At 71.4% G+C, this 23,509-nt stretch carries 25 protein-coding genes and 1 pseudogene; 12 read left to right on the top strand and 14 right to left on the bottom strand.

Annotation, left to right across the window (positions count from 1 at the left end):
- Positions 1 to 9: 9 nt before the first annotated feature.
- Entirely contained in the window at positions 10 to 900 is an 891-nt protein-coding gene (locus tag M2302_RS25265) for a LysR family transcriptional regulator (protein WP_280840336.1), read from the bottom strand.
- 83 nt (positions 901 to 983) lie between these two features.
- On the opposite strand from M2302_RS25265, the gene M2302_RS25270 reads away from it, so the two are divergent.
- A complete protein-coding gene (locus tag M2302_RS25270; protein WP_280840337.1) occupies positions 984 to 1,865 on the top strand; it encodes an EamA family transporter in 882 nt (293 codons plus the stop codon).
- Here the strand turns inward: M2302_RS25270 and M2302_RS25275 are convergent.
- Complete coding sequence (locus M2302_RS25275) at positions 1,858 to 2,349, bottom strand: NUDIX domain-containing protein (protein WP_280840338.1); 492 nt, start codon at positions 2,347 to 2,349, stop codon at positions 1,858 to 1,860. The two genes, M2302_RS25270 and M2302_RS25275, sit on opposite strands and share 8 nt — an antisense overlap.
- A 100-nt stretch (positions 2,350 to 2,449) precedes the next feature.
- Between M2302_RS25275 and M2302_RS25280 the strand changes: the two genes are divergently transcribed.
- On the top strand, positions 2,450 to 4,084 hold the full coding sequence (locus tag M2302_RS25280; RefSeq protein WP_280840384.1) for a fatty acid--CoA ligase: 1,635 nt from the start codon (positions 2,450 to 2,452) through the stop codon (positions 4,082 to 4,084).
- Between the two features lie 269 nt (positions 4,085 to 4,353).
- The gene (locus M2302_RS25285; RefSeq protein ID WP_280840339.1) at positions 4,354 to 4,764 is read left to right on the top strand and encodes a DUF1801 domain-containing protein; all 411 of its coding nucleotides are present in this window, start codon (positions 4,354 to 4,356) and stop codon (positions 4,762 to 4,764) included.
- A 3-nt stretch (positions 4,765 to 4,767) separates the two neighbouring features.
- On the opposite strand, the gene M2302_RS25290 is transcribed toward M2302_RS25285, so the two are convergent.
- Complete coding sequence (locus tag M2302_RS25290) at positions 4,768 to 5,781, bottom strand: NADPH:quinone reductase (protein ID WP_280840340.1); 1,014 nt, start codon at positions 5,779 to 5,781, stop codon at positions 4,768 to 4,770.
- A gap of 233 nt (positions 5,782 to 6,014) precedes the next feature.
- Between M2302_RS25290 and M2302_RS25295 the strand changes: the two genes are divergently transcribed.
- Positions 6,015 to 6,188 carry a hypothetical protein gene (locus M2302_RS25295; RefSeq protein ID WP_280840341.1) on the top strand — a complete coding sequence of 58 codons (174 nt, stop codon included), beginning with the start codon at positions 6,015 to 6,017 and terminating at the stop codon, positions 6,186 to 6,188.
- A 29-nt stretch (positions 6,189 to 6,217) separates the two neighbouring features.
- Here M2302_RS25295 and M2302_RS25300 read toward each other — a convergent pair whose 3' ends face one another.
- The 3 genes from M2302_RS25300 to M2302_RS25310 all read right to left on the bottom strand — a co-directional run bounded on the left by M2302_RS25300 (position 6,218) and on the right by M2302_RS25310 (position 8,517).
- Positions 6,218 to 6,868, bottom strand: coding sequence for an HAD family phosphatase (locus M2302_RS25300; RefSeq protein ID WP_280840385.1), 651 nt, complete (start codon positions 6,866 to 6,868; stop codon positions 6,218 to 6,220).
- Positions 6,869 to 6,910: 42 nt separating this feature from the next.
- The gene (locus tag M2302_RS25305; RefSeq protein ID WP_280840386.1) at positions 6,911 to 7,735 is read right to left on the bottom strand and encodes a hypothetical protein; all 825 of its coding nucleotides are present in this window, start codon (positions 7,733 to 7,735) and stop codon (positions 6,911 to 6,913) included.
- Between the two features lie 143 nt (positions 7,736 to 7,878).
- On the bottom strand, positions 7,879 to 8,517 hold the full coding sequence (locus M2302_RS25310; RefSeq protein ID WP_280840342.1) for an FKBP-type peptidyl-prolyl cis-trans isomerase: 639 nt from the start codon (positions 8,515 to 8,517) through the stop codon (positions 7,879 to 7,881).
- Between the two features lie 244 nt (positions 8,518 to 8,761).
- Between M2302_RS25310 and M2302_RS25315 the strand changes: the two genes are divergently transcribed.
- Positions 8,762 to 11,200, top strand: a complete 2,439-nt coding sequence (locus M2302_RS25315; RefSeq protein ID WP_280840343.1) for a choice-of-anchor D domain-containing protein — start codon at positions 8,762 to 8,764, stop codon at positions 11,198 to 11,200.
- 149 nt (positions 11,201 to 11,349) lie between these two features.
- Positions 11,350 to 11,742, top strand: a complete 393-nt coding sequence (locus tag M2302_RS25320) for a PPOX class F420-dependent oxidoreductase (RefSeq protein ID WP_280840344.1) — start codon at positions 11,350 to 11,352, stop codon at positions 11,740 to 11,742.
- A 54-nt stretch (positions 11,743 to 11,796) separates the two neighbouring features.
- Here the strand turns inward: M2302_RS25320 and M2302_RS25325 are convergent, their stop codons facing one another.
- Together M2302_RS25325 and M2302_RS25330 are read right to left on the bottom strand one after the other, a co-directional pair.
- Positions 11,797 to 12,369 carry a PASTA domain-containing protein gene (locus M2302_RS25325; protein ID WP_280840345.1) on the bottom strand — a complete coding sequence of 191 codons (573 nt, stop codon included), beginning with the start codon at positions 12,367 to 12,369 and terminating at the stop codon, positions 11,797 to 11,799.
- 111 nt (positions 12,370 to 12,480) lie between these two features.
- Positions 12,481 to 13,503, bottom strand: coding sequence for a Ku protein (locus M2302_RS25330; RefSeq protein WP_280840346.1), 1,023 nt, complete (start codon positions 13,501 to 13,503; stop codon positions 12,481 to 12,483).
- An 85-nt stretch (positions 13,504 to 13,588) separates the two neighbouring features.
- On the opposite strand from M2302_RS25330, the gene ligD (M2302_RS25335) reads away from it, so the two are divergent.
- The 3 genes from ligD (M2302_RS25335) to M2302_RS25345 are packed head-to-tail and all read left to right on the top strand — an operon-like array spanning position 13,589 to position 16,640.
- Complete coding sequence (gene ligD, locus M2302_RS25335) at positions 13,589 to 14,530, top strand: non-homologous end-joining DNA ligase (protein WP_280840347.1); 942 nt, start codon at positions 13,589 to 13,591, stop codon at positions 14,528 to 14,530.
- A complete protein-coding gene (ligD, locus tag M2302_RS25340; RefSeq protein ID WP_280840348.1) occupies positions 14,520 to 15,434 on the top strand; it encodes a non-homologous end-joining DNA ligase in 915 nt (304 codons plus the stop codon). Before ligD (M2302_RS25335) ends, ligD (M2302_RS25340) begins: the two co-directional genes overlap by 11 nt.
- A 39-nt stretch (positions 15,435 to 15,473) precedes the next feature.
- Complete coding sequence (locus tag M2302_RS25345) at positions 15,474 to 16,640, top strand: hypothetical protein (RefSeq protein ID WP_280840349.1); 1,167 nt, start codon at positions 15,474 to 15,476, stop codon at positions 16,638 to 16,640.
- Here M2302_RS25345 and M2302_RS25350 read toward each other — a convergent pair.
- Entirely contained in the window at positions 16,558 to 17,295 is a 738-nt protein-coding gene (locus tag M2302_RS25350; RefSeq protein ID WP_280840350.1) for a hypothetical protein, read from the bottom strand. The genes M2302_RS25345 and M2302_RS25350 overlap by 83 nt on opposite strands.
- 134 nt (positions 17,296 to 17,429) lie before the next feature.
- On the opposite strand from M2302_RS25350, the gene M2302_RS25355 reads away from it, so the two are divergent.
- On the top strand, positions 17,430 to 18,176 hold the full coding sequence (locus tag M2302_RS25355) for a TIGR03089 family protein (RefSeq protein WP_280840351.1): 747 nt from the start codon (positions 17,430 to 17,432) through the stop codon (positions 18,174 to 18,176).
- An 18-nt stretch (positions 18,177 to 18,194) separates the two neighbouring features.
- Here the strand turns inward: M2302_RS25355 and M2302_RS25360 are convergent, their stop codons facing one another.
- Positions 18,195 to 18,659: a hypothetical protein gene (locus M2302_RS25360; protein WP_280840352.1), complete on the bottom strand. Its 465-nt coding sequence runs from the start codon at positions 18,657 to 18,659 to the stop codon at positions 18,195 to 18,197.
- 374 nt (positions 18,660 to 19,033) lie between these two features.
- Here M2302_RS25360 and M2302_RS25365 point away from each other — a divergent pair, with 374 nt between their 5' ends.
- Positions 19,034 to 19,840, top strand: coding sequence for a zinc metalloprotease (locus M2302_RS25365; protein WP_280840353.1), 807 nt, complete (start codon positions 19,034 to 19,036; stop codon positions 19,838 to 19,840).
- Between the two features lie 117 nt (positions 19,841 to 19,957).
- On the opposite strand, the gene M2302_RS25370 is transcribed toward M2302_RS25365, so the two are convergent.
- The 3 genes and pseudogenes from M2302_RS25370 to M2302_RS25380 all read right to left on the bottom strand — a co-directional run.
- Positions 19,958 to 20,401, bottom strand: coding sequence for a hypothetical protein (locus M2302_RS25370; protein WP_280840354.1), 444 nt, complete (start codon positions 20,399 to 20,401; stop codon positions 19,958 to 19,960).
- Between the two features lie 158 nt (positions 20,402 to 20,559).
- On the bottom strand, positions 20,560 to 20,826 hold the full coding sequence (locus M2302_RS25375; RefSeq protein WP_280840355.1) for a hypothetical protein: 267 nt from the start codon (positions 20,824 to 20,826) through the stop codon (positions 20,560 to 20,562).
- Positions 20,823 to 21,035: pseudogene (locus M2302_RS25380) on the bottom strand (DivIVA domain-containing protein); the annotation flags it as partial. The pseudogene M2302_RS25380 and the gene M2302_RS25375, both read right to left, overlap by 4 nt.
- A gap of 477 nt (positions 21,036 to 21,512) precedes the next feature.
- Here M2302_RS25380 and M2302_RS25385 point away from each other — a divergent pair.
- Positions 21,513 to 21,722 (top strand): winged helix-turn-helix domain-containing protein, encoded by a 210-nt coding sequence (locus M2302_RS25385; RefSeq protein WP_210776427.1) that lies wholly within the window; start codon positions 21,513 to 21,515, stop codon positions 21,720 to 21,722.
- A 474-nt stretch (positions 21,723 to 22,196) separates the two neighbouring features.
- Here M2302_RS25385 and M2302_RS25390 read toward each other — a convergent pair whose 3' ends face one another.
- Positions 22,197 to 23,120 (bottom strand): pentapeptide repeat-containing protein, encoded by a 924-nt coding sequence (locus M2302_RS25390; RefSeq protein ID WP_280840356.1) that lies wholly within the window; start codon positions 23,118 to 23,120, stop codon positions 22,197 to 22,199.
- Positions 23,121 to 23,509 lie beyond the last annotated feature (389 nt).

Raw genomic sequence — 23,509 nt, forward strand, 5'->3', positions numbered from 1 at the left:
CGTCGGCAGCTATGACGGTACGGCCGCGAGCAGGTCGAGGATCAGGGCCAGCGGGGGCCAGGCGGCCCGGCCCCGGCGGGTGACCGCGTACGAGCGCAGCCGGGCCTCCGGGCCGGTGAGCGGGAGCAGGCGTACGCCGGGAACGGTTGGCTGGTCGGCGGGGAGCAGCCCGACGCCGAGGCCGGCGACGATCAGGTCCTGGACGAGTTCCAGGCTGTCCGCGCGGTGCTCGATCCGGGGTTCGAAGTCCGCCATCGAGGCGATGGTCCGGACGACCACCTCGTCGGCGGTGTAGCGGGAGTTGACGATCCAGCCGCGGTCCCGGAAGCGGTCGAAGACGGCAGCGGCGTTGTCCGGGACGTCCCCGACGGCGTCGGCCGGCACACCGAGGCTCCACGGCGCCGACCAGAGCGGGATCGCCTCCAGCGTGCGATCGACGGGCGCCGGCGCGAGGTTGTAGTCGTACGTCAGGGCGAGGTCGACGTCGTCGGTCGCCAGCAGCGCGAACGCCTCGGCCGGTTCGTGTTCGTGGATGCGCAGCCGGACCTGCGGGTGGCGCGCCGCGAGGTCGGCGGTGACCGGGAGCAGCGAGCGGCGGACGGCGGTCGCGAAGCCGGCGACCCGGACGGTGCCGGCCGGCTCGGCGCGCGGGTCGAGGTCGAGCCGGGCCACCTCGACGGCGGCGAGGATGGTCACCGCGTGCTCGGCCAGCCGCCGCCCGGCGGGGGTGAGCCGGACCCGGCGGCCCTGCGGCTCGATCAGCGTCGCGCCGACCTCGCGGGAGAGCGCGGCGAGCTGCTGCGACACGGTGGACGTGGTGACGCCCAGCTCGTCGGCGACCTCGCGCATCGAGCCGAGCCGAGCCAGCTCACGCAGCAGTCGCAGGCGGCGCAGGTCCACCCCACCATTGTTCATCATCAGCGAACGGATCGTCCAGCAAAGACACGTGGACGTGAACGGTAGGTAGCGGCTGTACTGGGGGCATGGCTCCCACCCGTACCGGCGCGTCGATGGCCCTCGCGTCGATGTTCTTCGTCCAGCTCGGCCTGGCCGCCTCGGTCGCCCTCTTCGACGAGGTGGGGCCCGACGGGGCGGCCTGGCTGCGGCTGGCCTGGGCCGGCCTGCTGCTGGTCGTCCTGGTCCGCCCCCGCCCGTCCGGCTTCACCCGGCGCGCCCTGCTGGCCTGTGTCGCGCTCGGCGTGGTGACCGCCGGGGTGACCATCCTGTTCATGGCCGCGGTGGCCCGCCTGCCGCTGGGCACGGCGAGCGCGCTGGAGTTCCTCGGCCCGCTCGGGGTGGCGGTGGCCCGGGGCCGGGGCGGGACGAAGCTCTGGCCGGCGCTCGCCGCGGTGGGGGTGCTGCTGCTCACCGAGCCGTGGCGCGGCGGTGCGGACCTGGTGGGTGTGGGCTTCGCGCTGGCGGCGGGCGCCTGCTGGGCGGCGTACATCCTGCTCACCCAGCGGGTCGGCGACGAGGTCTCCGGCATCCGCGGCCTGGCGGTGTCGATGCCGGTGGCCGCGGTCGTCGCCACCGTGGTGGTCGGGCCGGGCGTCCTCGGCGACCTCACCTGGCCGGTGCTGCTGGCCGGGCTGGGGCTGGCGGTGCTGCTGCCTGTGGTGCCGTTCGTGCTGGAACTGCTCGCCCTGCGCCGGCTCACCACCGCCGCCTTCGGCACGCTGATGAGCCTGGAACCGGCGATCGCGCTGGTCATCGGCCTGGTCGCGCTGCACCAGGTGCCGGGCGTCGGGGCGGTGGTCGGGATCGCCTTCGTGGTGGCCGCCGGTATCGGCGCCGAACGCACCGGCGCGCGGGCCGAGGTGGTCGCGCCCAGCCGACCCGAGCCGGCCGTGGTCGGGACTACTTGAGGAGGAGCCGGTTGGTCTGCTCGAAGACGTCGAGGTCGGCGAGGGTCTCCGGCACCGAGGCCGACAGCGGCGAGGGGAACGCGTCGCGGGGGAAGAAGCCGGCGTCGGTCGTCTCGTCGGTGACCCGGGCCAGGTCGCCGTCCCAGTCCTCGACCCGGAACGCGGCGGTGAAGATCTGGTAGGTGTGGCCGTACATGTTGGTGTGGGTGCGGTCCGGCCCGGTGTAGAGGGCGAACGCGCTGACCCGCAGCGCGCGCAGCCCGGTCTCCTCGCGGACCTCGCGTACCGCGCAGTCGGCGATCGACTCGCCCAGCTCCATCGCGCCCGCCGGCAGGGACCAGTGGCCGTTGTCGGAGCGCTGGATCAGCAGCACCCGGCTCGCGTTGTCGCGGACCACGGCGCGGGCCCCGACGAACATCAGCGTCCGGTCACCGGCCAGGGCACGCAGCTGCCCCACGTACGAGTCCGCCCACGAGATGCTCACCCGGACAATTTACGCAGCTTCCCGGGGGTGCCTCCGGCGTTCCAGGGGTTCCCAACCTGTGACCGGCGACACTAGCTTGTTACCCATGCGTAGCACGATGATGGACGCCCCCCTCCAGGTCGCCCGGATCCTCGAACACGGCTCCACCGTGCACGGCACGGCCGAGGTCGTCACGTGGACCGGCGCCGAGCCCCGCCGGATGTCGTACGCCGAGGTCGGCCGCGCCGCCGCCCGGCTGGCCCACGCCCTGCGCGACGAGTGCGGGGTGACCGGCGACGAACGGGTCGCCACCTTCATGTGGAACAACAACGAGCACCTGGTGGCGTACTTCGCCGTGCCCAGCATGGGCGCGGTGCTGCATACCCTGAACATCCGGCTCTTCCCGGACCAGGTCGCCTACATCGCCAACCATGCCGAGGACCGGGTGGTGCTGGTCGACTCGACGCTGATCCCGCTGCTGGCCCGGGTGATCGGTGAGATGACCACGGTGCGACACGTGGTGGTGGTCGGCGGCGGCGACCCCGCCCCGCTGGTCGCGGCGACCGGCGACCGGATCACCGTGCACCACTGGGACGAGCTGCTGGCCGGCCGCCCCGACAGCTACCAGTGGCCCGAGGTGGACGAGCGGGACGCCGCCGCCCTCTGCTACACCTCCGGCACCACCGGCAACCCCAAGGGCGTGGCCTACTCGCACCGCTCGATCTACCTGCACTCGTTGCAGGTCTGCATGCCGGAGGGCTTCGGCCTCGGTCCGGTCGACCGGGAGCTGGCCATCGTGCCGATGTTCCACGCGATGTCGTGGGGCCTGCCGTACGCGGCCTTCCTCTCCGGCGCGTCGCTGATCATGCCGGACCGGTTCCTCCAGGCCGCGCCGATCGCCGAGATGATCGCCGCCGAGCGGCCCACCCTGGCCGGCGCGGTGCCGACCATCTGGAACGACCTGCTGTCCTACCTGGACAGCCACGACGTGGACACCTCCTCGCTGACGGAGGTGATCGTCGGCGGTTCGGCCTGCCCGCCCGCGCTGATGCACGCGTTCGCCGAGCGGCACGGCATCGAGGTCATCCACGCCTGGGGGATGACCGAGATGTCCCCGCTGGGCTCGGTGTCCCGGCCGCCGGCCGGCGCCAGCGGCGACGAGGCCTGGCGCTACCGCTACACCCAGGGCCGGGTGCCGGCCGGGGTGGCCGCCCGGATCGTCGGCCCGCTGGGCGAGCCGCTGCCCGCCGACGGGACGTCCGTCGGCGAGCTGGAGGTCCGGGGCCCGTGGGTGACCGCCCGGTACGTCGGCGACGACACCCCGGACGAGGAGAAGTTCCGCGACGGCTGGCTGCGTACCGGTGACGTGGGCACTCTCTCGCCGGACGGCTACATCACCCTCACCGACCGGGCCAAGGACGTGATCAAGTCGGGCGGGGAGTGGATCTCCTCGGTGGAGCTGGAGAACGCGCTGATGGCTCACCCCGACGTGCAGGAGGCCTGCGTGGTGGGGGTGCCCGATCAGCGGTGGGACGAGCGTCCGCTGGCCACCGTGGTGATCCGCGAGGGCGCTTTGGTGACCGCGGAGGAACTGCGGGCGTTCCTGGCGAAGTCGGTGGCGCACTGGCAGCTGCCGGAGCGGTGGGCGTTCATCGACGCGGTGCCGAAGACGAGCGTCGGCAAGTTCGACAAGAAGGTGGTCCGGTCCCGCTACGCCGACGGCGGGCTGGAGGTGCGGGAACTGACCGGGCCGTAACGTTTTCCGGCGGCTCGTCGCCGTTAGGGGCAGGGACGTACTCCTGAATGCATCCCTCCCCAGGGGCGGCCCCGGCGTTCGCACCGCGCCGGGGCCGCCCGCTTTTTGCGGGGCGACCCGCACACGTCATTCTTGCGAAACATGTTCGCCTCTGTCCCGCTGACGAGGAAATCCGCCCAGCTCACGGTGTCGGTGTCGGTGCCGGCTCGTAGGCTCGGGCTGAACCGGCCGCCCCCGGGGCCGGCCCGCCGTCGAGTACCGGAGACGTCATGGCAACCCTGAAGACCGCCCCGACCACCGCCAGCGTGGACGACTTCCTCGCCGCCGTGCCGGACGAGACCCGCCGCCGCGACGCCATCGCCGTCCGCGACCTGATGCGGCAGGTCACCGGCGAGCCGCCGACCATGTGGGGCGACGCCATCGTCGGCTTCGGGCAGCGGCACCTGCGCTACGCCAGCGGTCGCGAGCTGGACTGGTTCCTGGTCGGGTTCTCGCCGCGCAAGGCGGCCACCACCCTCTACCTCGGCGAGGGATTCCCCGAGAAGGAGCAGTTGCTGGGCCGGCTGGGCCGGCACACCGTCGGCAAGGGCTGCCTCTACGTCAAGCGGCTCGCCGACGTCGACCTCGACGTGCTGACCGAGCTGGTCCGCGCCTCCGTCGCCCAGGCCCGCGCCGAGTGACCGTCACTGCGCGCTGGTGGTGATCAGCACCTTGCCGACCACCGAATCCTCCACCGCCTGGTGCGCGGCGGCCGTGTCGGCCAGCGGGTAGTAATGCAGGGGCAGGCCGACCTCCCCGCCCACCCGTGCGCCGCCCTGGGCCACCGCCGCGGCCACGTCGGTGACCGCCCGCGCCTTGGCCGCCGCCGGCTCGGTGTAGACCAGCACGAACTGCCAGCGGGCGTTGGGCACCATGAGCGGCCGGATCGGCAGGGTGACCTCGGCGCCCCCGTCGTCGGCGTACACGCAGACCGCGCCGCCGGGGCGGAGCAGCTGGACGTCGGTGGCGGCGTTGCGGGCGGCGGAGACCTCGACGATCGTGTGCACCCCGTCGGGGGCGATCTTGCGGACCTCCTCGACCACGTCCTGTTCCCGATAGTTGATCACGAAGGACGCGCCGGCCGCCGCCGCGAACTGCGCCTTCTCCGGGCTGCTGACGGTGGTGATCACGCAGGCGTCCGCCCAGCGCGCGAGCTGGATCGCGGCGTTGCCCACCGCGCCCGCGCCGCCCTGCACCAGCACCACGTGGTCGCTGAGCGCGCCGGCGTGCAGCTTGGTCGGCATGTACTCCCCGGCGGTGAGGCAGCGGTGCGCGGTGAGGAACGGGATGCCGAGGCAGGCGCCCAGGTCGAAGTCGGCGGAGCCGAGGCTCACCGCGTGGCGGACCGGGACCACGGTGTACTCGGCGGCGGTGCCCCAGGGGCGCTGCCAGGCGGCCTCCCAGAGCCACACCCGCTGGCCGATCAGGATCTGGTCGACGCCCTCGCCGACCGCCTCGACGACCCCGGCGCCGTCCTGGCCGGGGGTCTGCCAGCCGGCCGGCAGTGGCCACTGCCGGCGACCCTTCCAGTCGGTCGGGTTCACCCCGGAGACGGCCACCCGGACCAGCACCTCGCCGCGCCCGGGTTCCGGCACCGGCCGGTCCACCAGCTTCAGCACCGAGGGGTCGCCGGTCTCCTCGTAGACGATCGCCTTCATCCCCGTCTCCCTCCGACAGTCGCGTCCCCATCTTCGCCGAAACCGCGCGGATCGGGGTGACGTCGCCGGTCGCGATCCCCTCGGGGTGGCGGCCCGCGTACCCGCACCTCACCGGGGCGACCGCCGACCTCACGCTGCGTGATGTCGCCGGGACGGAGTGCGGGTCCGGTGCCGCCGGCCGATCCCGCCGGGTCCGCCGTCCGTATCACCGGGTAGCCGGTGGAGGAGGGGTCATGCGGGACGTACCAGAGGCGACGCCACCCGTGACGCTCGGTGTCGGAGATGGTCGGACCGACGCCGGGCGGCCTGCTCCGGCGGAGGCTGCCGACGATCCGGGCCCGACGCCGGTCGGCTATCGCCGCGACACCCCGTTCCTGCCCCGGTCCAGCCGCAGCCGCCGGATCTGACGCCGATCGCTCCGCCGGGCGGAGGCGGGTCAGCCGAGCCCGGCCACCAGGTCCGGAGTGAGGTCGTGCACCGACGACAGCACCACGGCGGCGAGGGCCGCCGCGTCCGGGTCCAGCGGGTACGACCCGTGCGGGATCGCCACCACCCGCATGCCGGCGGCGGCCGCGGAGCGTACCCCGTTGGAGGAGTCCTCCACCGCGACGCAGCGGGCCGGGTCGATGCCGAGCCGGTCGGCGACGGCCAGGTAGACGTCCGGCGCCGGCTTGCCCCGCGCGGTCTCCTCGGTGGAGAGCGTCACCCGGAAGGCGTCGGTCAGGTCCATGGCGGTCAGCGCCGCGGCGATCAGCCGGGTCGGCGACGAGCTGGCCAGCCCCAGCGGCCACCGCGCGGCCACCCCGCGCACGACCCGGTCGGCGTCGCCGATCAGGGGTACGTGCCGCGCGTACCGTCGGGTCATCTCCTCGACCACCTCGGTGGCGACCTGCCCGGCGTCGCGGTCGACGCCCAGCTCGCCGCTGAGGTAGTCGGCCCACTCGCCGGTGCTCATCCCCATCAGCCGGCGCTGGGTGTCCGGCTGCCAGGTGCCGCTGTGCGCGGCCACGTACGCCCGACGGACCTCCTCCCAGACCGGCTCGGAGTCCACGATCACGCCGTCGAGGTCGAACACCACCGCATCCATCGTCACCCGCCCATCCTCCCCGACCGGGGCCGGGGCGGGGCGTCAGCTCTGCAGGGCGGGCAGGCCGATCGGGCTGTTCTCCGGGATCACCGTGTGGCAGGCGCGGGCCATCGGTTCGAGCAGTTCCCGCAGGCGGTCGGTGCGGTCCGCCCCGAGTGTGCGCCAGGGGCGGGCGGCGGCGAGGTCGGTGGCGTCCTCGACGGCCTGGAACCGGGTCCGCCCGACGTCGGTCGCCTCGCCGTCCGGGCCGAGCCAGCCGCGCTCGGCCAGCCGGCCCCGCGCCGCCTGCCACTGCTCCTCGGACCAGCCCCGGCCGAGCAGGTTCTGCAGCGGTTGGTCCACCGCGACCCGCCAGGCCAGCGTCTCCACCGGATCGAGGTCGGCGGCGACCAGGGCGGCGATGTGCCCGTCGCCCCGGTGCTCGCGCAGCGTGGTGGCCGCCTGCCAGAGCCGGGCCAGCGGATATTCACCGCGCGGCAGGGCGGCGTTGGCCGCGCCGAGCACCCGGCCGGCGGGCTCCACTGCCGCGGCCGCCTCCTCCAGCAGGTCGGCGGCCTCGGCCAGGTGCGCCTCGGGCAGCTCGTAGGTCAGCTCGGCGAGGGCCTGCACGGCGCCGGTGAGCCGGGCCCGCAGCGCCTCCTGCGGGGTCGCCAGCCGCCAGATCGCCGGCAGCGCCCGGCTCACCATCGGCGGGGCGAAGTTGAAGAACGCGGCGATCACCGGGGCGGCCTCGGTGGGCCCGAGCGGGGCGGCCCGGCCGGCGAAGTACCCGCGCCAGTAGCCGCGCAGCCCGACCGCCTCGTACGCGGCGCGGGCGCGCGGGTGGAAGTAGGTGACCGCGTGGACCGGTTCGAAGTGCGTCCACATGAGCCGGGCGGTCCGCCCGGGATCGTCCAGCGCCGGCACGCGTACCTCCACGATGGTGAGGGGTCACCGTGACGCGGTGCGGACCGCCCACGGTGACCCCGAACCTACTGCGGGTAGGTGACAGCCGGGAAGACCTCTGTGGGCTACTGCACCGCCAGCACGTCGACGACGAAGCGCAGCGGGCCGGACGGCGCGCCCGGGCGCTGCGGCTTGTCGCCGTACGCGAGGTCGGCCGGGATGTCCAGCTGCACCCGGCTGCCCACGGTCTGCCCCTGCAGGCCCTGGTCCCAGCCCGGGATCACGTTGCCCTGGCCGAGCATGAAGGAGAACGGCTCCGAGCGCTTCCAGGAGGCGTCGAACTCCTCGCCCGTCCGGTACGACACCCCGACGTAGTTCACGGTGATCTGCTGGCCGCTCTGGGCGGCGGCGCCGGTGCCCCGGATCAGCGGGGTGGCCTTCAGGCCGCTGAGCTCGCCCTCGCCCTTGCCGGCCGGCGGCTTGGTGCAGAGCGCCCGGTCGGCGCCGTCGGGCAGGGTCGGGAAGCCGCCCGGGCAGCCGGCGGGCGACGCGGCCGGCTTCGGGTCCTCGTCACCGCCCCGGGTCACCACGAACACCCCGATGATTACCGCGATCACCGCGAGGCCGGCGAGCGCCCCCAGCCAGGCCTGCCGGCGCTTCTTCGCCTCGGCGGCCTTCTGCGCCGCAAGCTGGGCGGCCAGCCGCCGCTGCGCCTTCGACTCCGGGCCCTGGCCCGCCGACCGGTTCTGCGTACGCTCGCTCACGTCCTCGACTCCCTGCTGGTGTGGGTGGACCGGCCCGACGACCCGCGGCCAGCGCACACGGTACCCGGATCGATGCCGCCGGTGTCCCGTCGCCCGCCCGCTCTCCCACGCCCTGTCCGGCGACGACACGACCGGACGAGTCTGATGATCTTTTCGGTCAGTTGTCCGGTTACGGTGTTGCCTGTCGATGGATCCCGCCCCTATGGTCCGCTGGCATTCTCTCTTTCAAAGACGGGGGTCTTTCTTGCCCAACATCCGTGGCGTCCTCTCGGGCGTCATCGCCACGGTGGTCGGGATGACGGCGGTGTCCGGTCCCGCCATCGCTACCGCTCCGCACACCGCTCTCTTTGTCGACGGCACCCCCAACTCCTGGTGGTACCAGGGAACCCAGGTGTTCGACCAGGCCGACGGTGCCACCGTCACCGTCGGCGCGGCCGCCGGCGGCGAGCTCAACCTCCGCGCCGACCAGGGCGGCGACAACTGGACGTGGCGACTGGCCCCGCCGACCGGCGCGTCCTGGACCGCCGGCACCACGTACCAGCTGGCCGGTTATCCCAGCGCCGACTACGCCCTCGCCGACGTGCAGCACGCCGGGGCGACCTGTGACGAGGCCCCCGGCACGCTCGCCGTCCGGGAAGCCGCCACCGACCCGGAGACGGGTGCATTGACCGCCTTCGCGGCGTCGTACGTCATCTCCTGCTACTCCAGCTACAACGACCTGCACGGCGAGATCCGGTGGAACTCGTCCGTCGACTACGCCGCCGCCGCGACGGACGTCACGTCGCACAACTTCGGTGACCGGCTGGTGGGCAGCCCAGCGGTGACCCGGACGATCACGGTGACGTCGACCGGGTCGGCGGCCACCGTGTTCGGCACGGCCGGCTTCTGGTCCCCGACGACCGCCTTCTCGATCACCGGCGACACCTGCTCGGGCACCACCCGGGCCCGGGGCGAGACCTGCACCATCACGATCAGCGCCGCGCCGACCAGGCTGGGCGGCGACTGGACGTGGCTCCAGCTCCCCGACAACACGACGCTCGGCAATCGGTACGTGCAGCTCGGCGTCAACGGCCTGGACCCGCGTACGGTCGGCGTCTCCCCGGCCTCGCTCTCCTTCGGCGACCAGTACATCGCCGACCGGGGCCCGGCGAACACCGTCACCGTGACCGGCACCAGCGCGGAGCCGACCACCTTCGGGGCGGCCACCATCACCGGCACCGACCGCTCGTCGTTCGTCGTCACCGCCGACACCTGCAAGGGCGCGACCCTGCCCAAGGGTCAGACCTGCCGGGTGGACGTCGCGCCGACGCCGGCCGGCGGGGGCATCCGCACCGCGGTCCTGGAACTGCCGAACAACAGCCTCAGCAACCCGCGCACGGTGCCGTTGACCGTGAACGGCGTGATCGGCTCCCGGGGCACCTACTACCCGCTGTCCCCGGCGCGGATCATGGACACCCGTACCGGCAACGGTGCCGCGAAGGCGAAGCTGGGCCCGAACGGCACGGCCAACCTCCAGGTCACCGGGCGCGGCGGCGTCCCGTCCAGCGGCGTGTCCGCGGTGGTGCTCAACGTGACCGTCACCGAGCCGACGGCGTCGGGTTTCCTGACGGTGTACCCGTCGGGGAAGGCGAAGCCGAACGCCTCGTCGCTGAACTTCAAGCGGGGTTGGACCCGGTCCAACTCGGTGACGGTGGCCCTCGGCTCGGGCGGCAAGGTGGCGGTCAACAACAGCTCCGGCTACACCCACGCGATCGTCGACGTGGTCGGCTTCTACGCCAGCGACAACAGCTTCATGTTCACCAACCGTGGCGTCGGTGGGCAGTTCCTGCCGGTGGCCCCGCGACGGCTCTTCGACAGCCGCAGCGACTGGGGGCAGAAGCTGCCGGCCGACAACCAGGTGCGGCTGGCGCTGGACTACGGCTACGACGCCAACTGGCGGATGCGGGCGGTGGTCGTCAACATCACCGCGGTGTCGCCGACGTCCAACGGCTTCCTGACCGCATGGAACGGCGAATGGCCGGAGCCGAAGACGTCCACCGTCAACTACGGCGCCAAGTCGATCACCCCCAACCTGGCGGTCGTGCCGGTCCGGCACTGCTACGACTGCCCGTGGGGTTCGGAGTTGCCGACCTTCGGCGTCTACACGCTGAAGGACACCCACGTGGTCGTGGACATCGTCGGCTTCATCGACGACTCCGGCCTGCGCAACGGTCTGCGCTTCAACGCGCGGACGCCGACCCGGATCGTGGACAGCCGGGTGGGCCAGGGCCTGCCCGCCAACCTCGGTGCCGGCAAGAGCGGCGTGGTCACCACGCCCGCCGCGGTGGCGACGCCGGACACCCGTGCGCTGGCGCTCAACGTCACCGCGGTGGCCCCCACCGCCAGCACCGTCCTGAAGGTGTGGCCGAACGGCATCGACGGCATCAACCGGCCGGACGCCAGCAACCTGAACGCCGCGGCCGGACAGACGGTGGCCAACGCGGTCGTCACTTTGATCGGCCCGACCGACCGGTTCAACGTCTACAACCTCTCGGGGACCACCGGCGTGGTCGCCGACGTCGTCGGCACCTTCTGGCTCTACCCGGGCACCTCCGGCACCACCGTACGTGGCCTCACCACGGGCGCTCCGCCCGCGGAGCCCACCCCGGGCGACATGCCGAAGCCGGACGTCGCGCGACGATGAACGGCTGAACGAGGAGACACGAACGGGCGGTGGCCGGCGACGGCCACCGCCCGTTCCGCGTGGTCGTGCCGGTCAGCTCGCCGAGCACGAGTGGGGCCCTGTGCCGAGGAGCCGCCGCAGTGGACCGTCCGGCGGTAGGTTCTACGACCATGGCGATCCTCACCGACGAAGACCTGGCCCTGCTCTCCGAGCCCCAGCTGGCCCACGTGGCCACCGTCGAGGCCGACGGCACCCCGCACGTCACCCCGGTCTGGGTGGACACCGACGGCGAGCACATCCTTTTCAACACCGCCCTCGGGCGGCAGAAGTCCATCAACATCGAGCGCAACCCGGTGGTGGCGGTCTCGGTGGCGGACAAGGCCGACGACTTCCGCACCCTCTGGGTGAAGGGCACCGCCGAGCTGGTCACCGAGGGTGCCGACGAGCACATCGACCGGATGGCGAAGAAGTACCTCGGGCAGGACACCTACCCGTTCCGGCAGCCGGGCGAGCAGCGGGTGATCGTCCGGATCACCCCCACCCAGAAGCTCGGCCGCGGCTGACCCGCCGGCCACCGGCTGACCGCCGGCCATCGGGCCGGCGGTCAGTGGCCGCTGTCAGCGCTGCTTGGTGCAGGTCAGTACGACCAGCTCGTCGAGTGCGACCTTGGTGCCCTTGCGGTGGGACTGCTTGGTCACCGTCCAGTTCGCCGCCAGCAGCACGACCGTGTCGTTCTCGTCCTGGCTGCCGAGCTGGATCTTCGTCAGGCCGAGCTGCTGGAGCTTGTCCTGAGCGACGGCGGCGTTCATCCCGACGAGATTCGGCATGACAACCGTGGTGGGAGCGGGCGGTGGGGCCGGCGCCGTGGTGACGACCGCGCTGGGGGACGGGGCTGCCGTGGTCGGCGCGGCCGTCGTCGGGACGATCGAGGGAACGACACGTTCGGCCACCGCTGCGGCGGAGGGGCTGGTCTGCGCGGCAGGCTTGTCGTCGTCACCGAAGACGGCGCCGATGCCGCCCAGGCCGCAGCAGCACAACACGACGGCGCCGACGGCGATGCCCACGATCGCTCCCTTGCCGAGCTTGCGCTTGGCCGGAGGGGGCGGGGTCGCCAGGAACGCCGGGCCCGGGGGTGCGGCGGGTGGTGGTTGGTGGGCAGGCCAGGGAGTGGTGGGTGGTTCGTTTGTCACGAGGCGAATTGTGCTGCCTCAAACAACTATCTACACCGGCCACTCGGCTAATCAAGATCAGCTAGGGCGTCAGGTCGCGGCTCACACAACCGGCCAGAACCGCGCCGCAGCTCAGGCGGTCTTGCGGGGCGCAGCCTTCTTCTCCGCCGCCTTCTTCGCCGGCGCCTTGGCGGCCTTCTTCTCCGCGGTCTTCTTGGCGGCGGCCTTCTTCGCCGGCTCCGCCTTCTTGGCGGCGGCCTTCTTCTCCGCCGCCTTCTTCGCCGGGGCCGCCTTCTTCGCCGCCTTCGCCGCCTTCTGCGCGGAACGGGCCGACGAGATCGGCGTCGGCTCACCCGCGCCAGCGGCCGGCTGCTCGCCCCGGGCGGACCGGGCCCGCTCGACCGAGGCCTTCAGCGCCGCCATCAGGTCCACCGCGGCGGCCGGCGCGGCCTCTACCTCCTCCGGCTGCACCACCTCCCGCCCCTCGACCTTGGCGTCGATGACCTCCTGCAACGCCGCCCGGTAGTCGTCGGTGAAGGCGTCCGGCTCGAACGTGCCGGCCATCGAGTCGATCAGGGAGCTGGCCATCGCCAGCTCCGGGGGACGGACCTTCAGGTCCTCGTCCAGGAAGCCGAAGTCGGGGGTACGCACCTCGTCCGGCCAGAGCATCGTGTTGAGCAGCAGCACGCCCTCGCGGACCCGCAGGGTGGCCAGCTGTTCGCGCTGGCGCAGCGCCACCTTGACGATCGCCACCCGCTCCGAGTCGGCGAGCGCGTCCCGCAGCAGCACGTACGGCTTGGTCGCCGAGCCCTCCGGCTCCAGGAAGTACGCCTTGTTGTAGAGGATCGGGTCGACCTGCTCGGCGGGGACGAACTCCAGCACGTCGATCGCGCGTGAGCTGGTCAGCGGCAGTTCCGCGAAGTCCTCGTCGGTCAGGATCACCATCTCGCCGCCGCCCAGGTCGTAGCCCTTGGCGATGTCGTCGTAGGTGACCTCCTCGCCGCAGACCTGGCAGGTGCGCTTGTAGCGGATCCGGCCGCCGTCGGCCCGGTGCACCTGGTGGAATCGGATGTCCTTCTCCTCGGTGGCCGAGTAGAGCTTCACGCCGATCGACACCAGCCCGAAGGACACGGCCCCCTTCCAGATCGCCCGCATGCCGCGCTCCTCTCCCCGGTTCTGCCCAGGATCGCAAACGATCGAACGGGGCGCACGCTCTTCGCTGCGCAACTACCATCGAAAGGTGCCCGGCGCGCCGCTGAAGCCGATGCTCGCGATGACCGGGCCGCTCCCGGTGGATGACGGCTGGGCGTACGAGTTCAAGTGGGACGGGGTCCGGGCGCTGGCCGACATCACCGGCGGCCGGCAGCACATGTACGCCCGCAGCGGCGTGGAGATCACCGCCGCGTACCCCGAGCTGATCACCCTGGCCGAGCAGGTCGACGACGCGCTGCTCGACGGCGAGGTGGTGCTGCTCAACCAGACCGGGCAGCCCTCGTTCACCGCGCTGGCCGAGCGGATGCACGTCCGCGATCCGGCGAAGGCGGCCCGGCTCGCGGCGGCGGCCCCGGTGACGTACATGATCTTCGACCTGCTCCGGTTGGGCGGCGAGGACCTGACCGGACGCTCCTACCTTCAGCGGCGGGAGGCGCTGGAGGGGCTCGGGCTCGGCGCGGCCCGGTGGGCGGTTCCCCCGACCTTCTCCGACGGCGCGGCCACCTACGAGGCGGCCGGCGAGCACGGGCTGGAGGGGGTGATGGCCAAGCGGGTCGACTCGGTCTACCGGGCCGGCGTGCGCTCACCCGACTGGCTCAAGGTCAAGCTGGAGGTGACCGGCGACTTCGTGATCGGCGGCTGGCGGCCCGGCGCGCGGAAGATCGGCGGGCTGCTGGTGGGGGTGCCCGGGCCGGACGGGCGGCTCATCTACCGGGGGCGGGTCGGCGGCGGGATCGGCGCGGCGCTGGAGCGAGAGCTGCTGCGCGAGCTGGAGCCGCTGCGCGCGGCGGCGTCGCCGTTCTCCGGCGACGTGCCACGCGAGGATGCCCGGGGCGCGATCTGGGTAACACCCCGGGTCGTGGTGGAGGTCAAGTACGGCCAGCGCACGCCCGACGGGCGGCTGCGGTTCCCCCGGGTGCTGCGGCTGCGGCCGGACAAGCCACCGGAGGAGGTCGACGATGCCGGCTGAGCGGTTCCGGGTCGAGGTCGAGGGGCGGACGCTGGAGCTGTCCAACCTGGACAAGGTGCTCTATCCCGAAGCCGGGTTCACCAAGGGCGAGGTGATCGACTACTACACCCGGATCGCCCCGGTCCTGCTGCCGCACCTGGCCGACCGCGCGCTGACCCGGATCCGCTTCCCCAACGGGGTCACCGGCGGCTCGTTCTTCGAGAAGAACGCCCCGGCCGCGACCCCCGACTGGGTACGCACCGAGACGCTGCCCGCGCCCGGGTCGAGCAAGGGACGGGAGACCATCGACTACGTGGTCGCCGACGACCTGCCCACCCTGGTCTGGCTGGCCAACCTCGCCGCGCTCGAGCTGCACACACCGCAGTGGAAGGTCGGCGAGCACCCGGACATGATGGTCGTCGACCTGGACCCGGGCGCGCCGGCGGCGCTACGGCAGTGCTGCCAGGTGGCGCTGCTGATGCGGGACCGGCTGGCAGACGACGGCATCGACAGCTACCCGAAGACGTCGGGGAAGAAGGGCATGCAGCTCTGCTGCCCAATCGCCGGTACGCAGGATGCCGACGAGGTGTCGGCGTATGCCCGGCGGATTGCCCAGGAGTTGGAGAAGGCGCAGCCCAAGCTGATCGTGTCGAAGATGGCGAAGAACCTGCGGCCGGGGAAGGTCTTCATCGACTGGAGCCAGAACAACGCGGCCAAGACGACGGTGGCGCCGTACTCGCTACGGGCCCAGTCGGTGCCGTCGGCGTCGACCCCGCTGACCTGGGACGAGGTCGAGGCGGGGGCGGCCGGGAAGCGGCCGGCGACGAAGCCGTACACGGCGACCGAGGTGCTCAAGCGGGTGGAGAAGCAGGGCGACCTGCTCGCGCCGTTGCTGGAGGGCGGCCCGGAGCTGCCCGCGCCGTGAGGGACATCCTCGCGGGTCGATGTCCCGATACAGTTGCGCATGGACAGCGGTGAACTCGTCAGCGCCCTGCGCACTCTGCCGGCGCTCCAGGTCCGGGCGGACGGAGCCGAGCTGCGCGTGGCCGTGCCGGCCATTGACGACGGCGTACGGCTGCATCCGGAGTCGGTGCTCCGGGCCCGGAAGATCTTCTCCCCGCGCGGAGATCCGGCCCTGGAGCTGGTGGTGCGGCAGGACGACGCGCTGCTGCCACTGATCGTCCTGAACGACGACGTGGTGTGGGCGCCGGCCGACCCCGCCTCCCAGCTCGACAGCGTCATCCCGGTGCGGATCGCGAACGCGCCGCCGCTCGTCGCGTACACGGAAATCGAACGCGACGCTGTCGGCGCGGCGCGCGCCATGGACGGGCCGATGGTCGATGTCGATGCCGTCAGTGCCACCCTCGTGCTGCACCGCTGCTTCATCGTGGGCGCCATGCGCTTCGGGCTGCGGCCGGTACGCGCGGCGGCCTGGTGGCAGCACCTCGCCGCCGCTCTCGGCGACGACTTCTGCCTCGGGCGGTTCCGATCCGACCGGGACTGGGACGGGCTGTTGGTGGAGGCCGGCGGGGTACGACTGCTCCACCCGGCGCCACCCCCGGCCCGGGATCTCCGGGCCGAGATCGACGCCATGACGATCGCCGACCTGACGGCGTTGGAGCCGGTGATGACGGTGGCCTGGGCGGACGAGGAGTTCATCGCATCGTGGCGGCGCTGGGTGCCGATCCCGCCGCGCCGGTTCCGCGAGCTGATCTCGGCGGGTCTGCCGGACGCGCGGTTCGAGGTCTCGCTCTACCCCGACGGCGGCTGCGCCGTCGACCTGCGGATCGCGCCGGCCGGCACCCTGCACGCCCTGCTCGGACTGCGGTTCTCCTTCCCGGAGCGGCGCGCGTCGCTCGACGAGATCCGACTCAGCGACCAGGCGAGGGGCAGCGGGCTGTTCCAACGACTGATGTTCAACGCTGAGGAACTCAGCCGGGAACTCGGCATGGCCTCGCTCAGCCTCCTGGCCACGGGCGTCGGCTCGTACGCGCTGGCCCGGTACGGCGGCTATCCCCGGGACCCCGAGCTGGGCCGGTCGGGCCGGCTCAGCGGCGAAGCTCCCGACCCGCCAGGTTCCGCCGCAACTCGGCGAACGCCTCCGGCCCGACGGTCTCCCGAGTCGCCGTGAGCAACCCGGCGCAGAGCTGCGTCGCGGTCTCCAGCCCGGCCCGGGCCTGTTCGATGTCCCGCAGCACCCGGTCGCGCTCGGCGTCGGTGGCCGCGCGGATGTCCCGTACCTCCCGCCGGCGCACGCCGCGCACCTCGTCGGCCACCACCAGCACGAAATCCGTCCGGTCCAGGTCGAGCGCGGTGGCGTCCGGGCGGGGCCGGCTCGCCGCCACGGCCCGGGTGACGCTCTCGGCGGGCAGGAAGAGCAGGGTGGTGGTGGAGAACTGACTCATGGCCGCCTGCTGCTGCCAGCGGGTCAGCAGCCCCGACTTCGCGTCGAGGAACGGTGCCACGCTGAGCGCGAACTCCACCTCGACGGTGGCGAGCAGGGGGCGCGCGGTCTCCATCCTGCTTCTGAGCTGGTCCACCAGGGCGGACTGCCGGCGGAGCGCGGCGGCGAACTCGGTCACGTCGTCGGGTCGCGCGCTGCCCGAGACGATCGTGCCGGCGAGGGCGAGGATCCGGTGCCCGGTGAGGCACACCTCCTGGAGGGCCAGGACGACGGCCATCAGTTCGGCGGCGACCTTCGCGTCCCGGGACACCGCCCGCCGGTCTAGCATCCTGGTGAAATACGAGCTGACGATCTGCACGACTGTCGACAACAGCTCGCCCATTCGACTGCCCCATTCCCGAGCCGGATGTGGCCGCGAGTGTAGTCGGCCCGGCGTGGCGGCCGGGGCCGTCGACGTTCTCGCCGGTCCCGCTGGATCGGTAGGGTGAGGCGTCGTCGTCACGAGGAGGACGCCCGATGGACACCGTCCAGGACCCGGTCGTGTGGGGGCGAGCCGTGGCGGACGAGGCCGGCCCGCCGCTGCTGACGTACCTGGACGGGGCGACCGGCGAGCGGACCGCGCTGACCGCGCAACAGCTCGGCGACTGGGCGGCGCGCTGCGCCGGACTGCTCCGTGACGGCTGCGGGCTGGGCCCCGGCAGCCGGGTCGCGGTGCTGCTGCCGCCGCACTGGCGTACCGCCGCGGTGCTGCTGGGGGCCTGGTCGGTCGGGCTGGCGGTGTCGTTCCGGCCGCGCGCCACGGCCGGGCTGCCGGTTCTCGAACCAGGCGGCGACCGGCCGTACGACGCGGTGTTCGTGACCCCGGAACGCCTCGACGACTGGCTGGAGGACGTACCCGACGGGACGCACCGCTACCTGGTCGGCACCGGGCCGGGTTCGCTGACCGACGTGCCGGTGGGCTGGCTGGACTGGTCGGCCGAGGTGCTCCGGCACCCGGCCACCCCGCCCGACCACCGCGCCATCCACCCCGGCGACCCGGCCACCCCGGACGGCACCAGCTACGGCGCGTGGGGCGCGCTGGCGCACGAGGTCGCCGCCCAGCTCGGCCTGCGGGCCGGCGACAGCCTCCTGGTCGACGCCGCCGAGCACGAACAACCGCTGAAGTGGCTGCTCGCCCCGCTGTCGGTCGGCGCATCCGTGGTCATCCATAGCAACGTGGAGGCGGAACGGCTCGCCGCCGAGCGGGTCAGCCACGTCCTCTGAACCCCGCACCGCGCCCGGTCAGGCGCGGCGTACCTCCATGACCATCACCGGGTACGGCCCGGCGGCCATCGCGGCCGTGGCCTGGTCGGCGGGGATCACGTTGTCCATCCGCATCCGCAGGGTCGCGGTGTCGGCGGCGTCGAACACGATGCGCCAGCGCCAACCGCCGCCGTAGTCGCCCTCGAACTGGAACGTGTCGCCCGCCCCCGGCCCGCCGGGCAGCGACATCGGCACCGGCTTCTGATGCCAGGAGTCGCCCCAGACGGCCATGAGCGAGCCGTCCTCGCCGGCAGCGGCGATGACGAGCAGGCCGTCCTGGGGTCCGTCGTCCGGGTGCTGCCAGGAATAGGCGACCGAGGTCAGGTGACCGCCGGCGGCCGTCGCCACGGTCATCGTGGCAGGGAACTCGGCGAGCGGATGATCGGGCATCAGCCGGAAGCCGTTGCTGCCCACCCAGGACCCGGCGAACTCGGAAAGGACCATCCGTCGACCGTAGGCCGCCGCGGGCGAGCCGGGAAGCGTCGTCGGTCCGACCGTTGCGAAACCGGCCCTTGCCATCCGGCAATCGACCCGCTCGTGGTCTGTTGTTAACGCCGCTGACGTGTTGTTATGGCGGAACGACGATGTCGGTCCCATATCCCGGTGACCCTCGTCCCTGCCGCTGACGTGGCTCATCCCCCGTATGTGAAAGGGCAACGATGCGCAGAAGAAGATCGGCTTTCCAACTGGCGGTCCTGACCGCCACCGCTGCCACCTTCCTGGGGGCCGGCGGAGCCTCCGGGGCGGTCGCCTCGGCAGCTCCCGCGACCACCTCGCCGGGTGCTGCGGCCTGTGCGCCCGGAGCTGAGGCGCACAGCGTGGCCCGGGTCGCCGAGGGCGCCACCGCCCAGGAGCCGGAGCTGTACTCGAAGAACGAGGCGAACGCCTACGGCGTAATCAAGGATTCCCCGCGCCTGGCCAACGGCAGCGTCACCGTGCCCACGGTCTTCCACATGGTCTCCGACCACCCGCTGAGCGCGGCCGAGACGACCCGGTGGAACAGCCTGATCGCCGCGCAGATGAAGGTGCTCAACGACTCGTTCGCCGGCAGCACCGCCGCGAACGCCGCCGACACGCCGTTCCGGTTCGACCTCGTCGACACGACGTGGACGGTGAACAGCGACTGGTACACGGTCGTGCCGGGCAAGAACGAGCGGGACATGAAGAAGGCCCTGTACACCGGCGACTCCCGCACCCTGAACGTGTACGCGGGGAACATCGGCGGCGGGCTGCTCGGCTGGGCGTACTTCCCGAAGGGCTACAACAACGGCCGCGACTACATCGACGGCGTGGTGATCCTCGACGAGTCGATGCCGGGCGGCACGGCCGGCAAGTACGCGCTGGGTGACACGCTGACGCACGAGGTCGGGCACTGGCTGATGCTGGAGCACACCTTCGCGCACGGGTGCTCCGCTTCCGGCGACTTCGTCGCGGACACCCCGCGTGAAGCGCACCCGCAGTTCAACTGCCCGGTGGGCGCGGACACCTGCACCGCACCCGGGCTGGACCCGATCCACAACTTCATGGACTACACGCAGGACTCCTGCATGGACATGTTCACCGCGGGACAGGCGGACCGGATGAGCGACGCCTGGGTCGCGTTCCGGGCCGGTGGCCTCGGCTAACGCAAGCCGTGTGAGGGGCTGGCGGGCCGCACTGAGCGGCCCGCCAACTCCCCGACATTCCTGCCGCCGGCGCCAGACCACACCCGAATACCGAGCGCAGGAAGACGGTCCACAGCGTCACTCTGCAAGTGGGGCGATCCCGGTTCGCTTCGATATCTCCTGAACGATGTGGGGGTCGATGGATCCCGGAGCGCACACCACGAGATCCTCGGGCGCATACACGCCGACACTGGTCTCGGGATGGCATACAAGTACGCCGCCAACCGGCAGGAACCCGACTACCTGACCATAGGGATGCGTCGGTGCCTCGCCTGAATCATCAGGTGTGGAAATCGGTCGTGCAATCATGCCTTCTCGTAGCCATGGCGGTCGGTCGACGAGGAGAGCGACGTCGACCGGCTCGGATCCGTACACGCGGGCGACGGCTTCCTGTGCCATCCTGCCGAGTTCCACCGAGTGCCGGGTGAATCCAGCGTCGATCCGGCCGTCCGGCCCGGACAGAACAAGATGCATGGAACGATCCGGCTTGAAATGAACGCGTCCCGTGATGCTGCGTGACATCGCTCGCCTCTCCTCGCTACCGGTTTGACCCTACCCGGCTCGACGCCGGCGGTGATCAGCCCAGGCTGCTTCCGCCGGTGACGATGAAGCAGGGCAAGATGGCGAGGTGTGCAGGTGGCGCGAGCGGCCCGTCAGCCCTTCCATCACCGCCCGGCCGCTTATCGCTGGTTCACCCAGCGCTCGCGCCGCGAGCAAGGCGCGGTGTGGTCGACCGGCAGCGCACACCGCGCCCCGCCGGGTAGTCGCCGGTCGCAGAAGACCCAGTGGCGTACGCCCTGCTGGTCCTCGGCCGACACGGTCACCCCGCCTGGCTCGACGCGGGCGCTGAGCCGGGCCAGCACGCGGGCGGCGGTCCGGGCGAGGATCCGGGCCCGGAGCAGGTCGGGTGCGGTGACCGGCAGGTGGATCACCCAGCGCTCGGTCATCGGTAGCGGTGGTTCGCCGACTGGGCGCTCTGCCAGGCGCGCAGCGCGTTCTTGATCCGTACGTTCTCCTCCTGCACCGCGACCAGGGCGGTCTGCGCGGCGGTGAGTTCGTCGGCCACGCGGTGCAGGAAGGTGCGGATCTCGACGGGGTCGAGGCCGCGCCGGCGCACGTTGAAGCACCGCTCGCGGATCTGCCAGGGCCGGAGAGGCTGTTTCTGGCTGGCTGCTGTCATCGGTGGTCTTTCCTCGCGTCGGCTCACCAGCCGGCGGATCAGGTCGCGCACGGGGACAGCCCTTCGTCGGGTCGCGTCGAAGTGGAGGGGGCGGCCTCCGCCGGTTGCGGTCAGCGGAGGCCGCCCCGCCCTGCCACCGCAGCCTCAATCGGCGGTACGGCAGCAGGGCCGCGCCGGGGGAGCGCGGAGGGTGGGGTCTCGGCGGCGATGCGAGACCGGTACGAGAGGCGCCAACCGACCGCAGCAGCACCGCATCACCGAGAGCGACGCTACCGACGCAGCATCACCTACGTCAAGTACCGCGCCGTCCTCTTCTGCTGAACCATCATCACTATCAGCTATGTCACCACCGTCACCTCTTTCAGCGGATGCATTGCCTACGTCGAGGGCGTGGATCAATACTGGGTGGGCCAACCGACTGCAAGGGGCCGCATCGTGCCTATTCCACCCACTATGGACGAACTGCTGGACGACCTACGGAGCAAGATCAAGGACGGGACCTATCCGCCGGGCAGTCAGTTGCCCTCGGGTCGCGCGCTTGCCGACTCCTACGACGTCTCGCACTCGACCATTCAGCGAGCGATCGCCACGTTGCGGGAGCAGGGTGTGCTGGTCGGGCGCCCGGGCCGTGGCGTCTTCGTTGCGGAGTCCACTCGGCGCTGACCAGCCTCACACGCGGCTGGCTGCCCGCCGCTCGGTGTGCAGCAGCTTCTACTTTCCGGGCAGAGACAGGCCCGTACTTTTCAGTCCCAAACGCGTTGCGGGCGCATCGTCTGGTGTGATCGATTGTCATCCCGCGTGCTGTCGTGGCGTGCCGCCTGCGGGCGGCACATCTGGTGCTTCCTGCCTGCTCCCTGGAGTGGGCTGCACGCAAGGTGCCTCTGCTGTGTTCGTAGTTGCTACAACTGCCCGCAACCTCGCAGCAGGGATCATGCCAGTATGTGTGGTCGTAGCCAGCGGATTCGCCAACAAGCCCGGGAAACAGATAGCGCTGATTCGTGCTGGAGCCGATGCAATCGCAGAAGGCGCAAGTGGAATGGCTGAGGTTGCCACGGCACTTATCGGTGAGGGATAGTCTCGTCGGGACTAACGTTTGGCGAAGCTTCCCGGCGCTCTGCGCGTGAATACTTTAGGCCCTCAATCGTCGCGCCAGGAGGAGGGCAGGACAGTGTTGTCGTCCTTAATCGCTCGGTCTAACTGCTCTCGCGTTAGACCGCGGACGGTCGATAGATCCACTCCGCGAAAGTCTGTATCCGTGAGCGTCGCATCAGTGAAGTCTGCATTGGCGAGGAGGGCTGGCGGTCCGGGCGGATCGCCATCCTCTGCATAGCGGCGCCCGAAGTCCGAACCGCTCAAATCGCAGCCTGTAAAGTCTGCCCCCGTCAAGTCGGCACCCATGAACCAACTGGTTACGAACTTCGAGTGGACGAAATCAGCGTATCGGGCCGAAGAATAGCTGAACGCCGCCACCTTTGCCGTACAAAACGAGAGCCCGGCACCGTCCAACTTTGCGCTTGAAAGCGAGATGTAGTCCAACCGGCTGTAGTAGAACATCGCCCCTTCGAAATTGGAACTCGTGAGCTTTGCATGGTTAAGACCGCAAACGTATAGGTCCAGCCGCCGTTTATCCTCGGCAGGTCGCGGCCTCCGGCCGAGGACTGAGAGGGCAGCTTGAACGTCTTGCGTTACTGGCTCCGCACTGGGCGTGTTTGGGAATGCCTCGTGTGAGTCAGGGTCCTGCAATCTGGTGCGCTGCTTCACATAGGCTGTAAGAACCTCCAACACTGTCTCTCGATCCGACCCAGAGTCCCTTGCAATGCGCTCCAGAGCAAAGATCCCACCAAGCCGGACATCTATCGATGCGTGGCCCAGCTGCTCCACCGCCTTCGTCAAGCGGTCCGTTATGTGCCCTTCGCGCGTCAGGCGGAAGTTGCGAGCAGTGAAGTAGATGCCGACCAGCAGTGCAGCCCCGCCGATTAGCTGGACGATCGAAGTTCGGATTGCGGCCTCTGCATCAAGGCGATCCTTCGGAGATAGCGGCAAATGCCGCGACTCGATCATATAGGGGGGAGCGAAGAGAGCCGCCCAAATAGCAGCCAACGCGACTGCGATTGCCGCGATGATTCCCGCCGCGCGCAAGGCCCTCCAGAGCTTGGGCCGAGCGCGGGCAACCTGCCTACCCGCCGTCGCCCATCCGTCCCTCATGCGGCTGGGTACGCGCCGCAGCTTGCCGCGCCAGGCCACATCGACCACCGTCCCTTAGATCACCAGCCGCAGAGTTGGACCAGATTGCCGAATCTGCCTCTTCAATATCAAGGCGGCCCGCAAGCGGGCCGCGCCGGCCGGCCACCTGACGGACGACCAGGACCCGAAGACCTCGGGGCTCCGCCCCGAACCCCGGCCCTCCTCAGAGATGCCGCTGCGGATCCCCTCGCCGGGCACCACAAGGG

It is taken from the genome of Micromonospora sp. A200, assembly GCF_029893845.1.
In the GTDB taxonomy this organism is placed as follows: Bacteria; Actinomycetota; Actinomycetes; order Mycobacteriales; family Micromonosporaceae; genus Micromonospora; species Micromonospora purpureochromogenes.